Source organism: Bifidobacterium aemilianum, from assembly GCF_003315635.1.
Classification (GTDB): domain Bacteria; phylum Actinomycetota; class Actinomycetes; order Actinomycetales; family Bifidobacteriaceae; genus Bifidobacterium; species Bifidobacterium aemilianum.
Genome location: NZ_PDCG01000007.1, coordinates 19,338 through 33,938, shown reverse-complemented (window position 1 = coordinate 33,938; position 14,601 = coordinate 19,338). Strand labels below are relative to the sequence as shown.

Annotated in this window: 11 protein-coding genes; 8 read left to right on the top strand and 3 right to left on the bottom strand. The window is 60.9% G+C overall.

Going from position 1 to position 14,601, the window contains the following annotated elements; genetic code table 11:
- Window positions 1–8 precede the first annotated feature (8 nt).
- Together CRD60_RS07065 and CRD60_RS07060 are read left to right on the top strand one after the other, a co-directional pair.
- Window positions 9–923 carry a hypothetical protein gene (locus tag CRD60_RS07065; protein WP_113860588.1) on the top strand — a complete coding sequence of 305 codons (915 nt, stop codon included), beginning with the start codon at window positions 9–11 and terminating at the stop codon, window positions 921–923.
- Window positions 920–1,498 (top strand): DUF3180 domain-containing protein, encoded by a 579-nt coding sequence (locus tag CRD60_RS07060; protein ID WP_113860587.1) that lies wholly within the window; start codon window positions 920–922, stop codon window positions 1,496–1,498. Before CRD60_RS07065 ends, CRD60_RS07060 begins: the two co-directional genes overlap by 4 nt.
- A gap of 279 nt (window positions 1,499–1,777) precedes the next feature.
- Here the strand turns inward: CRD60_RS07060 and CRD60_RS07055 are convergent, their stop codons facing one another.
- Both CRD60_RS07055 and ettA read right to left on the bottom strand, forming a co-directional pair.
- Window positions 1,778–2,707 (bottom strand): acyl-CoA thioesterase, encoded by a 930-nt coding sequence (locus tag CRD60_RS07055; RefSeq protein ID WP_113860614.1) that lies wholly within the window; start codon window positions 2,705–2,707, stop codon window positions 1,778–1,780.
- A gap of 447 nt (window positions 2,708–3,154) precedes the next feature.
- Window positions 3,155–4,831 carry an energy-dependent translational throttle protein EttA gene (ettA, locus tag CRD60_RS07050; RefSeq protein WP_113860586.1) on the bottom strand — a complete coding sequence of 559 codons (1,677 nt, stop codon included), beginning with the start codon at window positions 4,829–4,831 and terminating at the stop codon, window positions 3,155–3,157.
- Between the two features lie 313 nt (window positions 4,832–5,144).
- Here ettA and CRD60_RS07045 point away from each other — a divergent pair, with 313 nt between their 5' ends.
- Window positions 5,145–5,819, top strand: a complete 675-nt coding sequence (locus tag CRD60_RS07045) for a GNAT family N-acetyltransferase (protein WP_236630899.1) — start codon at window positions 5,145–5,147, stop codon at window positions 5,817–5,819.
- Between the two features lie 101 nt (window positions 5,820–5,920).
- On the opposite strand, the gene CRD60_RS07040 is transcribed toward CRD60_RS07045, so the two are convergent.
- Complete coding sequence (locus CRD60_RS07040; protein ID WP_113860584.1) at window positions 5,921–6,337, bottom strand: peptide deformylase; 417 nt, start codon at window positions 6,335–6,337, stop codon at window positions 5,921–5,923.
- A gap of 253 nt (window positions 6,338–6,590) precedes the next feature.
- Between CRD60_RS07040 and CRD60_RS07035 the strand changes: the two genes are divergently transcribed.
- The 5 genes from CRD60_RS07035 to CRD60_RS07015 all read left to right on the top strand — a co-directional run bounded on the left by CRD60_RS07035 (window position 6,591) and on the right by CRD60_RS07015 (window position 14,494).
- Complete coding sequence (locus CRD60_RS07035) at window positions 6,591–8,546, top strand: DEAD/DEAH box helicase (RefSeq protein ID WP_113860583.1); 1,956 nt, start codon at window positions 6,591–6,593, stop codon at window positions 8,544–8,546.
- An 848-nt stretch (window positions 8,547–9,394) separates the two neighbouring features.
- Window positions 9,395–9,820, top strand: a complete 426-nt coding sequence (locus CRD60_RS07030; protein ID WP_113860582.1) for a cupin domain-containing protein — start codon at window positions 9,395–9,397, stop codon at window positions 9,818–9,820.
- Between the two features lie 24 nt (window positions 9,821–9,844).
- Entirely contained in the window at window positions 9,845–10,168 is a 324-nt protein-coding gene (locus CRD60_RS07025; RefSeq protein ID WP_113860581.1) for a carboxymuconolactone decarboxylase family protein, read from the top strand.
- Window positions 10,169–10,929: 761 nt separating this feature from the next.
- Window positions 10,930–13,620, top strand: coding sequence for an excinuclease ABC subunit UvrA (locus CRD60_RS09185; protein ID WP_407923183.1), 2,691 nt, complete (start codon window positions 10,930–10,932; stop codon window positions 13,618–13,620).
- A gap of 142 nt (window positions 13,621–13,762) precedes the next feature.
- Complete coding sequence (locus tag CRD60_RS07015) at window positions 13,763–14,494, top strand: MIP/aquaporin family protein (RefSeq protein WP_113860580.1); 732 nt, start codon at window positions 13,763–13,765, stop codon at window positions 14,492–14,494.
- Window positions 14,495–14,601 lie beyond the last annotated feature (107 nt).

The window sequence follows — 14,601 nt, the reverse complement described above, 5'->3', positions numbered from 1 at the left end:
GGTGGGATGTGAAGGAGCATGAGGCGCAGGGACTAGGTCCACGATCGGCCTCTGGGGTTGTGGCCGGCCGGGTCAAGGCCCAGGTGACCCTCTCCCTGGAGGGTGCCGAAGGGATCCCAGCGGAGGAGCTCCTGCCCCACCTGCATCTCGACCTGATTGTACATTGTGATGATCCTCGGCTGCCTACCATGGATACCTTGGTCAGGGACCTCACCATCACGCTTGCCCCAGTCGATGGTGGAAGCGCGCAGGACCTCGATGAAGAGGGGTTCTCGGAAGCCGGATTACCCTTTGGCCAGGCCCCAAGTGGGCAGGTCTTTCCTGCCGGCCGGCGTCTGCCACATATGCCGGGCCGTGCCGAATCAGCAGCCGCGCTTGAGGATGGTACCGCAGATGCATCGGCTGCCCAGGGTCAAGCCGCCTCTGCCGATTCGGGTCCTCGGATCGCCGGGTCCGCCGTCATCGCCATGAGTAGCGTGTCCCCAAAGGCGGAGCAGATCTTCCGTTCGGTCATTGTGTCCCTGGATGCCATCCCAGGCAACCAGGTGGACGGCATCTCACCCCTGTACCATGTATCGAATCTGGATGGTCCTGATGCCATGTCGGCTGTCCTGCAAGTCAGCAGCCACCAGGCGGCTCCTGCTCTGGCTGCAACCCTTGAGTCCATTGAAATGGCCCATGAGGGGGCCCTGAGTCTGCACCTGGTCGACATGCAGGGTGGCGAGGCTGATACCAGCCCTGCCCATGGTGGTCCCTGCTGGCAGGAGGCAAGGCACAGGGCCGCCGTGCTGGCACCCTGGCTGGATATGGACCCCGATGCCCGCCTGGGCCCGGATCCGGTCTCCTACCTGCTGGCCATGGCTCCTGACGCGGACCGGGTGGGCCTGCTGTCCGCCAACTGGATCATTGGAGAGACCTTATGAAAGTCCGTCGCACCCCCTGGTGGTACTACCTGCTGGCCCTGGTCATCGGCCTGCTGGCTGGTCTTGCCATAGCCATGGCGGCAGAGCGCTTCGCCCTTTCCCTGATTGGTGCCCCCTGGATGGTTTCCATGGTGCTCCTGATCATGGGCATCGTCATTCTGGTCCTGGCCTTGCAGGTCCACAAGTATGCCACCACCGAACCAGCCAAGCGGCGGAGCGGCATGGACCCCGCCAAGGCCGTATACACGCTGGTCAGCGCCAAGGCCCTGGGATTGGCCGGAGCAGCCCTGACCGGCTGGTATGGCGGGCAGATCCTGGTCAGCCTGCCCCATCTGGATGCGCCCTACTATAAGAGGGCCATCATGGAATGCGCCCTGGCTTTGGTGGTCTGTCTGATTGACATGGTCATCGGCATCATTGGCGAAAAGCTCTGTGAGCTACCCCCGACCGAAGGCCCGGAACATCCCAAGGTCAAGGAAGCGAAGCGCCGCCGCAAGTTGGACATCGCCACTGATGCCGCATCAGGCGACTATCGCAAGCTTCGTCATGATTCCCGAGACCGGCCCAGGAGCTAGCCCATACTTTCTATAGGGCTGTTCCAGTGTTGCCGCTGTGCGCGCAGCAGCCCAGTGGCGCATTTTCTTACGTGAGGCTGCAACCCGACCAAGAATGCCATGGTCCAATAGTCAGTGGCCTATGGGCTCAACTTGCCGCACAGCCGTGCCAGCCCTGCCCATGTGAGTCCTGGAGGCTGTAGGTGGTGGGGACAGACGAAAGGCCCCTATGCTAGTGCCCGCGAAAAGCCTGAATTGGCTCCTGGCGGGCACATGCAATTGAGTGGGCGCAGCGGCAGGTTACCGTTGGGGCACGCGGATCATGGCCTCCTGGCTGATGGCTGCCACCAGCTCACCCTTCCGGTTGTATACCTTGGCTGTGCCCAGGCCGCGTCCATGGGCAGCCACCGGGGTGTCCTGTACGTACAGGAGCCAGTCGTTCACGTCCACATCCTGGTACCACCACATGGAATGATCGATGGAGGCGTAGAAGATGCCGGGCGTGGCGATGCTCAGACCGGCCCTGCGCAGCACCGGCTCCATCATCACCTGATCGCATTCCAGGGCCATGATGGCCCTATGCATGGTCTGGTCAACATCCACGTGCCCATCAGCCCTCATCCAGACCATCTGGCTACCCGAATCCTCTGCAGACGCCTCCTTGTCCGGTCCCAGCATGACGGTCCCGCCCACGTGACGGATGTCGAAGGGTGACTGTTCGGCGTAATAGTCAGCAAAGGCGGATTGCTTGGCGTAAGGGGTCATCAGCTCCTTGGCCGAGGTCAGCTCCTCCGGGTCCGGCAGGCCCTGGGGCATGGGGTCGGCGAACTCCACACCGGTCTGCCCGTGCTCCTGGAAGGAGACGATGGCTGTGAGAATGGCCCCCTGCTCCTGGGTCACATTGACCCGTCGTGCCGAGAAGGAACGCCCATCACGCAGGTTCTCCACGTCGAAGTCCAGATCCTGGTCGATGTTGCCGACCGAGATGAAGTAGCCATGCACCGAGTGAGGGAGGCGGTTACCGTCGACCGTCTGTGCCGCAGCCATCAGCGACTGGGCGATGACCTGACCCCCGTAAACCCGACCGGTAGGGAAGTAGATACTCTGCCCACTGATGGAGGTGTGGGCACCCTCGGCCTGCCCTTGCCCCATACTCAACACCTGGACCAGGTGCTCAAGGGGAGTGGCTTCCTGGGACTGTTGCCTTGCGTGTTCATGAACCTGACCCATGGTCTGGGCTCCCTCGTTGTCTGCTGTCATTGCCCGGCCTCTATCTGTGTGAGTAACGATTACCGGGTATCAGTCTATAGGTATGCACTCCATTTACTGGGGAATGTTCACTGTCTGGTATCTCTCATCTGCATTCTGGGCTCTGGGCAGACCATGGGGTAGCTGTTGAGGAATATCAATACCCGCCGCCGGTGACGAGCTTGGAGGGTGACTGCTTGGCCGGCGGTCTGGCCAGGTGCCGATCGGTGTCAACGACAGCAAGCTTACGGCCCAGCAGTGCATGCAACCGGCAGCATGTCTGCGGTGAAACCAATACGCACCTAGTGAGGAGGGCCTGCCGACAACTCATGCCGGCAGGCCCTCCTCACTGTGTCCCTTCAAAGCGCTGTTCTGTCAATGCCATGTCCCGTTATTACCAGCCAGGCAACAGGATCAGGCACTCAGTCCTTACCTTGTGAGCTTGCGGTGCAGGCGGTGGGGGCGCGAAGCCTCTTCGCCCAGGCGCTCGACCTTGTTCTCCTGGTAGGCCTGGAAGTTTCCTTCGAACCAGTACCACTTGGCCGGGTTCTCGTCGTCGCCCTCCCAAGCCAGGATGTGGGTGGCGATCCGGTCCAGGAACCAACGGTCGTGGGAGATGACCACGGCGCAGCCTGGGAACTCGATCAGGGCGTTCTCCAGGGACTCCAGGGTCTCCACGTCCAGGTCGTTGGTGGGCTCGTCGAGCAGGAGGAGGTTGCCGCCCTGCTTGAGGGTCAGGGCCAGGTTGAGGCGGTTGCGCTCGCCGCCGGAGAGGACCCCAGTCATCTTCTGCTGGTCGGCACCCTTGAAACCGAAGGAGGCCACGTAGGCGCGGGTGGGGACCTCCACGCCGGCCACATCAATGAAGTCCAGCCCGTCGGAGACGGCCTCCCAGAGGTTCTTGCTGGGGTCCAGGCCCTCGCGGTTCTGGTCCACATAGGAGATCTTGACCGTGTCGCCCACAGAAAGCTTGCCGGATGTTAGGGGTTCCAGGCCCACAATGGTCTTGAAGAGGGTGGACTTACCCACGCCGTTGGGGCCGATGATGCCCACGATGCCGTTGCGGGGCAGGGTGAAGGATAGGTCGTCTATCAGTACCCGGTCACCGAAGGCCTTGTGGATGTGCTCGGCCTCCAGCACCTGGGAACCCAGGCGGGGTCCGGCGGGAATCTGGATCTCGGAGAAGTCCAGCTTCTGGGACCTTCTGGCCTCATCCTCCATCTGGTCGTAGCGCTCCAGACGGGCCTTGTTCTTGGCCTGACGGGCCTTGGGGGAGGAGCGGACCCAGTCCAGCTCGTTCTTCAGCCGCTTGGCCAGCTTGGCGTCCTTGGCCCCCTGGACCTCCATACGCTTGGCCTTGGTCTCCAGGTAGGTTGTGTAGTTGCCCTTGTAGGGGTAGAGCTGGCCACGGTCGACCTCGCAGATCCACTCGGCCACATTGTCCATGAAATAGCGGTCGTGGGTGACGGCGATGACGGCGCCCTTGTACTGGTGGAGGAACTGCTCAAGCCAGAGGATGGATTCGGCGTCCAGGTGGTTGGTGGGCTCGTCGAGCAGGAGGAGGTCGGGGGCCTCCAGCAGCAGCTTGCACAGTGCCACCCGGCGGCGCTCGCCACCGGAGCACACGGAGACCGGGGTGTCCGGGTCTGGGCACTGGAGGGCATCCATGGCCTGCTCCAGCTGGGAGTCCAGATCCCAGCCATCGGCGGCGTCGATATCCTCCTGGAGCTTGCCCATCTCCGCCATGAGGGCGTCATAGTCGGCGTCCGGGTCGGCCATCTCCTCGCCGATCTTGTTGAAACGGTCCACCTTCTGGGCGATCTCGCCGAAGGCCATCTTGATGTTCTCGCCCACGGTCTTGTCCTCATCCAGGGGCGGCTCCTGCTCGAGGATGCCCACCGTGTAGCCGGGGGTCAGGCTGGCCTCCCCGTTGGAAACGGACTCCTGGCCGGCCATGATCTTGAGCAGGGTGGACTTACCCATGCCGTTGGGGCCCACCACGCCGATCTTGGCGCCGGGCAGGAAGCTCAGGGTCACGTCGTCCAGAATCACCCGGTCGCCGTAGGCCTTGCGGGCCTTGATCATCTGATATACGAATTCAGCCAACTTCGATTCCTCTTCTATGGGCCTTCCGCAGGCCTGGTCTCTTTGTACAACCGTGTTGAAGCCACGAATGCAGTATGTTTTCTCCGCCCTCCATGCTAGCGGAGCAGGGTGACCGAGTTCAGCGGGGGGAGGCAGGGGCAAGGGTGGAAGCAACAGGGTTTGCGGCCGGCTTACTGGGATGTTTGACAGTATATGGGATAAATGATTCGCTGGGGGCCCTGCGCCTGTAGAATCAAGGGCAATTGATTAGTGACGGCAGGTCGGGGTTCCGGGGCCTGGATCACCAGGGGCGACATGAATGTGGGTGTAAGTCATGAACAAGATACAGGGGTCTAAATCCCAAGATGAAGCTGGGCCGATGCCCGGATTGCCGGAGCAGTCGCAGTCCCCTGCCGCCAGCGATCAGGTGGCGGATGAGTCCGGTCTGCAAACGGAGCGTCTACTGCTGAGACCTTGGCGGATCGGCAATGCTGATGATGTCCAGGACCTCTACCGCTACGCCCAGGACCCGGAGATTGGCCCTTCAGCAGGTTGGGCAGTCCACCGCTCCGTGCAGGAAAGTGCCGAGGTCATCGACCAGGTGCTGGCCCGGCCGGAAAGCTATGCGCTGGTGCTCAAGGAGACCGGTCATATCGTTGGTTCCATGTCCTTTAAAACCCCCTCCAACACAGTGTGGCCCGATGGCTGCACACCTGATCGGACCATGGGGATCGGCTACTGGATAGGGCGGCCCTACTGGGGCCAAGGGCTGGCGGTTGAAGCCGCCAAAGAACTGTTACGTCACGGTTTTGAGGACCTTGGATTGTCGGACATCTACGGGGTTCACGATGTTGAAAACCACAAGTCCGAACGGGTTATGGACAAGCTGGGCATGGAATGGGTGCGTATCGCCGAGCATGTCCGTCTGCCCCTCCTGCCCGGCGAGGTATACCGGGACCAGGCCATCCGTTGCCTGATCCGCCGCCAGTGGGAGAGTCGTCAAAGCTGAGGCTGACGCTCGTGGTCTGTTGCCTGCCGTACGCCGTCTGTTGTCTGTGGTCCGCCGTCTGCAGCCCACCGATTTCTGCCTGGGTCCACTGACGGGCGTTGCTAGATCAGCACTCCCATGCAGTGGTCGATCTCGTGCTGAATGATCTGGGCGGTCCAGCCGATGAAGGTGGCTGTGCGCTCGCGGAACCTGTGGTCCTGGTAGGTCACTCTGATTCGCTGGTAGCGGGTTGTGTGGCGGGCGCCATCCAGGGACAGGCAACCCTCCTCGGTCTCATAGGGCCCGTCCTTCTCGATGATGCTGGGGTTGAACATGGTGGCCAGCCCGCCGGTCAGCTCGTCCTTGAAGACGATGATCCGCTTGCTCTCGCCAATCATGTTGGCCGCCAGCCCCGCGCAGTTCTCCTCATGAGCCACCAGAGTGTCCTTGAGGTCCTGGGCCACCTGCACATCCTCCGGCTTGGCCTCCTTGGACACGCGTGAGAGAAAGGCCCTAGACCGCATAATCGCTTGTTCCATTGCTGGCTCCTCTTCCTCGGTATCGGCCGCTTTCGTTTCATAAGGGTACGCCATCCCTGGGCTGCTGGTGAAGGGCCGGTCCAGCTGCCCGGATACACTGAATAGGTTAAGAGAAGCCGCCAAACAAGAAGACAAGGCAGGCTTCATTGTTTGAAAGGCTATTGTGCCGAATTCTGTTGTATATGCTGATAATTTCATTGATGTCGATAGTGAAGCCGAATTGTTCCAAGATTCATCCCTCCCCGGGTCGTCCATGACCACCGCCGACACTTTCGATGCCGCCGATTCGGAGTCCGGTCTGGAGGCCGACCAGGCCCCCGCATTCTCTGAACTGGGCGTTCCGCAGCCCCTGGTCCGCCTCCTGGCCGCCGAAGGCAAGAAGACCGCCTTCCCCATCCAGGCTGATACCCTGCCTGATTCCCTGGCTGGCCGCGACATTCTGGGCCGTGGTCAGACCGGGTCCGGCAAGACCCTGGCCTACTCCCTGCCCCTGGTGGCCCGACTGGCTGGCGAAAGCCCCTCGGCTGCCGCAATGAAGGACTTCGAGCGCATTCAGGCCCAGGGCGGTTCACACTCCCGCTCCAAGGCCATGCTGCCCCACCCCCGGGCCTTGGTGCTGGCACCGACCCGTGAATTGGTCAACCAGATTGATGAGGTCATCACCCCCCTGGCCAAGGCCTACGATATGACCACCGTCACCGTGTACGGCGGCGTCAAGCAAGGCCGACAGGTCAGCCGCCTGCGCTCCGGAGCCGACATCGTCATCGCCTGCCCCGGTCGCTTGGAGGATTTGCTGCGCCAGCGCATGCTCTCCTTGGAGTCAGTTGAGATCTCGGTCCTGGATGAGGCCGATGAGATGGCCGACATGGGCTTCCTCCCATCGGTCCAGCGCCTGCTGGAGCAGGTCGCCCCCGAGGGGCAGCACATGCTCTTCTCCGCCACGCTCGACCACGGGGTCGACAAGGTGGTCCGTCAGTTCCTGAACGATGCCAAGGTCCATGCGGTCGATTCCGCCGAATCCCATGTGGACACCATGACCCACCATGTCTTCTCCGTATCCCAAGGCAACAAGTATGAGGTCATTCGCGAGCTGGCCTCCGGCAAGGGCAAGCGCATCCTCTTCACCCGCACCAAGTACCAGGCGCAGAAGATGGCCAAGAAACTGGTGGATGCCGGAATCCCGGCCGTCGACCTGCAGGGTAACCTGTCGCAGAACCAGCGAGACCGCCACCTGGGCGCCTTCACCGATGGCCAGGTCCGTGTGCTGGTCGCCACCGACGTGGCTGCCCGCGGTATTGATGTCTCCGATGTGACCCTGGTTGTGCAGACTGAGCCGCCGGAGGATTCCAAGTCCTTCCTGCATCGTTCGGGCCGCACCGCCCGCGCTGGTGAGACCGGTGATGTGGTGACTCTGGTGCTGCCCAACCAGCAGCGGGGAGCCAGGTCCATGATGCGCCAGGCCGGCATCAAGGTCAAGGCTGAGGAAGTGGTTCCTGGCTCGCCGATTCTCAAGGAGTTGGTGGGGGAGCACGCCCCCTTGGTCAAGGGCTGGACGCTGACCGTTCCCGTGGTCAATTCCAAGGCCGGTCGTGGTCACGGTGGCCAGAATCGTGGCCGTGGCGGCTCCCGATCCGAAGGGCGTGGGCGCTTCTCGCGGGAGGACCGGAATTTCCATTCCGGCGGCTCATCCCGGGGTCGTGATGGTCGCGGTCGCAGCTCCGGGGGTGACTTCGCTCGTGGCGATTCCTACGCGGAAGGCCGTTCCGACCGTGATGGCTCACGGTCCGGCAAGCGCGGTTACCAAGGCCGTCGGTCGGATGACCGTCATACGGGCCGTTCCTTCGACAGCAATGACCGTACCGATCATGCCGGCCAGTCTCGTCGTCATCAATCGGGCCGCAGCGACGACCGCTTCCAATCCAGCGCTGATTCCCGTGACCGTCGCTCATCGCGCCGCAACCGCGATTCATATGAATCACGCGGCTCCTACGGCTCTCCTGATGACCGCGGTTCACGTGACTCCTATGAATCGAATGACTCCCACAATTCTCATGCCTCGCATGGCGGTCGCAGCGACTACTACGACAAGGGTGGCCGTGGCGGCAGGGGCAAGCGGAACTATGGCGGGGTACAGTCTGGTCGCAGGACCGGCGGCTTCCGTCACTCCGGCAGCAAGAAGAAGTCAGCCCCCTTCCGTGTAGGTCGCTGACCCCAAGTATCTCTGACATCGGGGAAGGGGAGTGCCCAAGTGGGTCCCCCCCCCCCCTGCATATTCATGGTTGAGTTTGACCGTGTCTACACAGCTGGCCCACCCGTGCGTCTGCGATTCGGTCGGGGAGAGCCAGAAGAGGCCCATGAAGACTATTGCCCAACCATGCGTCTGCGATTCGTCCTCTGCGCCTCTGTCTGCTTGGTTCTCCTATATTTTTGGGCTTCGGTTTTTCATGTGTTCGTAGGTTGATCCACCCGTGTTCATGGCTTGGTCCCCCTTACTTGTGGGTCATCCGCCTGCCTTTCCCCGACTTGTGCTCCTGAACCTCCGTGATTTGGTTCCTTGTGTGTTCATGGTTGGGTTGCATGGTTTGGTGTTGTGCCGGTCTGTGTGTCTGCGGCCTCTTTCTCCTCTCTTTCCATGGCTTGTCTCCCTGTATATCTGTGACTTGGTCCTCTTGTGTGTCCGTAACTTGGCCCCGGCATGCCTACGTGTGGTTCCATTACGTAACCCTATCTCTGTCAGCTCCCGTTTCTTCCTGAAGTCGGACCCTCCTTATGAGCATGCTGCTGCGGCTAAGCTTTTCCTCCAAGTGCGGCTCAGCAAGGGTGTGCGCCACGCGCTGTCAGGCGAATCATCTCGGAGTCATGCCCATCGCGGCAATTGGCCTCATGCCTAAAAGGCATTGATTGGTCAGCAAACAGGCATTGGACCTATGCTGCCGGCGGCTCTACCATAACGGCACAGAGGCAGGATTCGCAGCCCCTCGGGGCTATCGGCAAGTCAGGCACGCGCCGACGCAAGAGAGGGCCTGCTCAGTCAGTGCCATGCAATAAGGAGGCAATATGATTCAAGGTGAAGGACGATTCGCAGATGAAGTCAAGGCTGCAACGTTCGGCATTGGAGATGCCAATGACGCCTATAGTCAATATTTCATCGGTCGGAGTTATCTCAATTCTTTAGTCGCTGATCCGGATATCAACGTAGGTGTGGGCAACGTTAGTTTCGAGCCCGGCTGCCGCAACAATTGGCACAGGCATAATGATGGCTTCCAGATACTGCTGGCCACAGCCGGGCGCGGCTGGTACCAGGAGGAGGGTCAGTCCGCTCGCGAGCTGAGACCCGGCGATGTGGTCGTGGTCCATGATGGTGTCAAGCACTGGCATGGTGCGGCCAAAGACAGCTGGTTCGCCCACTTGGCCATCACCGCAGGCACGCCCGAATGGCTGGAACCGGTCACCGATGAGGAGTATGAGGCCCTGGAGCCCTGACCCAGTAGTGCAAGGAAAGGAATCATGATGCAGAAACAAACCGCTGGTCGCGACCAACTGGGCGAATTTGCCCCTACCTTTGCGGAACTCAATGATGATGTCTTGTTCGGTCAGGTCTGGTCCAGGGAGGATAAGCTTCCGGCCCGTGACCGCAGTCTGATCACTTGCAGCGCGCTCATGGCCCAAGGTCTGTTTCCACAGTTGGAGAGCCACATGCGTATAGCCCGAACCAACGGCGTCACCAAGGACGAGATGGTCGAACTCATCACCCACCTGGCCTTCTACGCAGGCTGGCCCAAGGCCTGGTCCGCATTCGACCTGGCCCAAAAGGTCTTCGGAGAAGACTGACCGCAACTCGTCTCCTTCCCTCCTTTCATCGCGTATCCCATTCCGACCTATTCACACCTCCTACCTCGGTTTCTCCTTCCCATCCCTCATCACCTATCTCTATTTCGACTCATTCCCTCCTTTCATCAGGTATCCCTATTTCGGCCTATTCCTTACTCTCATCATTTCTCTCTATTTTGGCCTATTCCTACCTTCTTCCTCCGTCCCATCTTCCTATCCCATATCCCTCATTCCTCCGCCCTGCCCAGCCAGCTCCCTCAATCTCCCTCACATCACCACCTGTCCGAATTTCCTCATTAACGGCCAACTCGTGAGGAATATTGGACAAAATTTGCCATTTTCTGTCCAATATTCCTCATTGACGGCAAAGTCCTGAGGGAATTCGGACAAATATCGTTTGGTAGGTTCTGAGGGTGCGGATGGTGGGAGGGGAGGGTGACCCAGGGGTAGGGGGATGTTGGGCAGTGAGGGTGAGCCAGGGGTGAGGTAGATGGTTAGGAGAGTAGGGTGCTGTCCGGTTGGGGTGTGATGAATGGGTGCCGGGGTGAGGTGTGAGGGTGTTGAGTGTTTGGGATGGTCCTGAGAGGGGATGATGGTGGGTGGGGGCCAGGTTTCGGCGCAGAGCCGACTGGCGGCTGGTCTTCCGGTTGGTGACCATAATGGGACATGTGAATAAGCAACAGAGTGATAGGCATGATGATCTGAAAGATCCATCAGCCACGAAGGGGCGGAACCCTGGACTCCAGCGTCGCAGCCTGGCCGTGGAGCATGATGGTGGGTCTGTCTCGCGGCGACCGGGTCAGGTTCCCACGGTCATCAAGATTGAGGGTGCCAGGGTCCATAATCTGAGGAACATCAACCTCTCAGTGCCGCTCAACCAGCTGGTCGGCATCGCAGGTGTTTCGGGTTCCGGCAAGTCCTCCTTGGCCCTCGGTGTGCTCTATGCGGAAGGGTCCAGACGTTATCTGGATGCCCTGTCGACCTACACCCGCCGGCGGATGACCCAGGCGGAGAAGCCCCAGGTCGATGCTGTGCGTTTCCTGCCGCCGGCCTTGGCCCTGCGGCAGCGACCGGGTGTGGGCGGGATGCGGTCCACCTTCGGCACCTCCACCGAGCTCCTCAACGTCCTCAGGCTCATGTTCTCCCGCCTTGCCTCCCACCGCTGCCCCAAGGGCCACTACCAGGAGCCGACCATCAAGGTGGCCGCCGAGATGCCCATCATCTGCCCAACATGCGGAACCCAGGTCCAAGCCCCTTCCGCGGAGGAACTGGCCTTCAATTCCCTGGGAGCCTGCCCGACCTGCCAGGGCACCGGAACGGTTCGGGACGTCAACGATGCCGCACTCGTTCCTGACGACAGTCTGACCATAGACCAGGGAGCCGTGGTGCCCTGGCGGACCTTCGGCTTCAATGTGCAACCAGACATTGTCAGGGAATTCGGTGTGCGCACCGATGTTCCCTGGCGGGAGCTGACTGACCATGAGAAGGAGATCGTCTTCTCTGGGCCCTCGGAGAAGAAGCACATCACCATCACCTCAATCAAGGGTGTCCACGATTTGGACTTTACCTTTCGCAACGCCCGTCTCACTGTCACCGAGGAGCTCAAACGCGCCACTGACGAGAAGCGTCTGGCCAAGGTATCCAAGTTCCTCATCGAGCGCACCTGCCCCGATTGTGGCGGCAGCCGGCTCAGTCAGGAGGCCCGCTACCCGCTGATTCAGGGCGAGAACCTGGCCCAGACCACCGCCCGCTCCCTGGAGGACCTGATGGCTTGGACCAGGACCCTGCCGGATGGATTGCCGCCGGACATGCGGACCATGGCCCAGGACCTAGTCGATGCCTTCCAGCATATGGGGCGGCGCCTGATCCAACTTGGCTTGGGCTACCTGACCTTGGATCGGTCCCTGGCCTCCCTGTCAACGGGGGAGCGGCAACGGGCCCAGCTCTCCCGGGCTGTGCGCAACGAGACCACCGGTGTCCTCTATGTCCTCGATGAGCCTTCGACCGGCCTTCATCCCGCCAACCTCGAGGGCCTGATAGGTGTCATGAGGGACCTGCTTGATGCCGGCAATTCCGTGGTCTTCGTCGACCATGACGTCACCGTCTTGAAGGCAGCCGATTATTTCGTCGAGATGGGCCCCGGCGCGGGAACCCTAGGGGGTCAGATCATTGCCCAGGGTAGTCCGGAGCAGATTCAGGCCAATAAGGATTCCCGCATCGCCGGTTTTCTGGCTGGCAAGGAGCCGGTGCTGGTACGGCAACGTCGGACCCTACCGCCTCATATACCCTCGGGAGCCAATGTGCCCGATAATGGGGAAGCGCAAGCATTGCCTACCGGGCAGTCAAATGGGCGGCCGGCTGACATAGAGGCATCAACCGCCACTGAGGCAAAGCCGGCAGCCTCAGCAACAGCATCGGCTCGGAAGGCAGGCGGGGACTGGCTTCATCTCACCACCGGCCCCATCCATACGGTCCACCCCTTGAACGTTGCCATTCCGCGGGGTTGCATGACAGCGGTCTCCGGTGTCTCCGGCTCCGGTAAGACCACCCTGGTCCTTGAATCCCTGATTCCCGCCATTGAGGCGGCCAACGACCTTGAGTTACTTCCGGCCCATGTCCACTCAATTGACACGGCCGGCATCGACCGTGTCCGCTTGGTGGACTCATCCCCAATCGGCATCAATGTAAGGTCCACCGTGGCCACCTATACCGGTGTCATGGATATGCTGCGCCGGGCCTTTGCCGCCACCCCGACAGCCAAGGCCAAGGGACTTAAGCTGTCTGACTTCTCCTACAACACCGGCTCCCTGCGCTGCCCCCAGTGTGATGGGACCGGCCAAATCAGCCTGGATGTGCAGTTTCTGCCTGACGTGTCGATCACCTGCCCGGTCTGCCAGGGGAGTCGTTACCGGGACGAGGTCAAGACCATAGGGTTGACGACCGCAGCCCACCCGGCTGCCGTGAACCTGCCCGAACTGTTGGATATGGACGCCAGCCAGGCGCTCAAGCTCTTCGAGCGGCCCATATCAACCCTCGACAAACGAATCGGTAGGGCCCTCAAGACCCTATGCGACCTGGGTCTTGGTTATCTGAAACTGGGGGAGGACACGCCCTCCTTATCCGGTGGTGAGGCCCAGAGGCTCAAGCTTTCCAATGAATTGGGCAAACGTCAGGACAGCACGCTGTTTGTGCTGGACGAGCCGACGACCGGCCTGCACCCCCTGGACGTACGGACCCTGATAGGAGTCCTGGAACGCCTGGTGGATGGAGGCGCCACGGTAGTCTACATCGAGCATGACCTGGACATGATCGCCAACGCCGATTATGTGATCGACATGGGGCCTGGCGGAGGCCAGGAAGGCGGCAGCATCGTGGTCGCCGGCAGTCCCATGGACGTGGCCGCCGACAGCCAATCGGTAACCGGTCGTTACCTGGCGGACCACCTCTCCTGAGGGCTGTCTAGCCGCTTGATTGGCGAATGGTCACGGTGTTGGGCATATTCCCATAGAATGGAAGGCAGGTGGCCGGCATCGTTGCCGAACCGCCAGCCTATACAGCCATCAGTGATGATGCACTACACAGACAGGTACGATTATGGAATACGCATTGATGACCAAACTCGCGGCGGAATTCGTCGGCACGGCGATATTGATGGTCTTCGGCAATGGGGCCGTGGCCAATGTGGAGCTCAAGGGAACCAAAGGCTTCCATTCGGGCTGGCTGACCATAGCTATGGGTTACGGATTCGGTGTGATGTTCCCGGTACTGATGTTCGGAGCCATCTCAGGCGCTCAGATAAACCCGGCCATGACCATCGCGCAGGCGGTCAACGGAATGTTCCCCTGGAATCAGGTCCTTCCCTTCATCGTCGCCCAGCTCCTGGGTGCGGCGGTCGGTCAGCTGTTGGTCTATGCAGCCTATTACCCCCACTACCGACAGACCGAAAGTCCTGAGGCCATCCTCGCCTCGTTCACCACCACGGATGCCTCCGATTCCAACAGCAACTACTTCATCAACGAGTTCATCGGCACTCTGATTCTGGTCTTGGGGGCCCTCTGCTGCCTGGAAGGGGATTGGGGCTCCAAAAACAAGGCCTCCGCAGCGATCGTGGTCGGTTTCATCGTCTGGGGATTGGTCACTTCCCTGGGTGGGCCCACTGGTCCCGGGTTGAACCCGGCCCGCGATCTGGTGCCCCGCATCCTCCACCAGCTCCTGCCCATTGCGCATAAGGGTTCGTCCCGTTGGGGTGAGGCTTGGATACCGGTCGTCGCACCAATCATGGGCGCCATCGGCGGTGCCTTCATCTTCAAACAGCTATTTGCCTAGGATCTCTTCCGCCGAGCTGGAGTCAGACCTGGTACTGTCTGCATGACCATGGGACGGTCGCTGGTCTCATAGTTGAAGGGTTCATTCAGACACTATCAACGGTACTG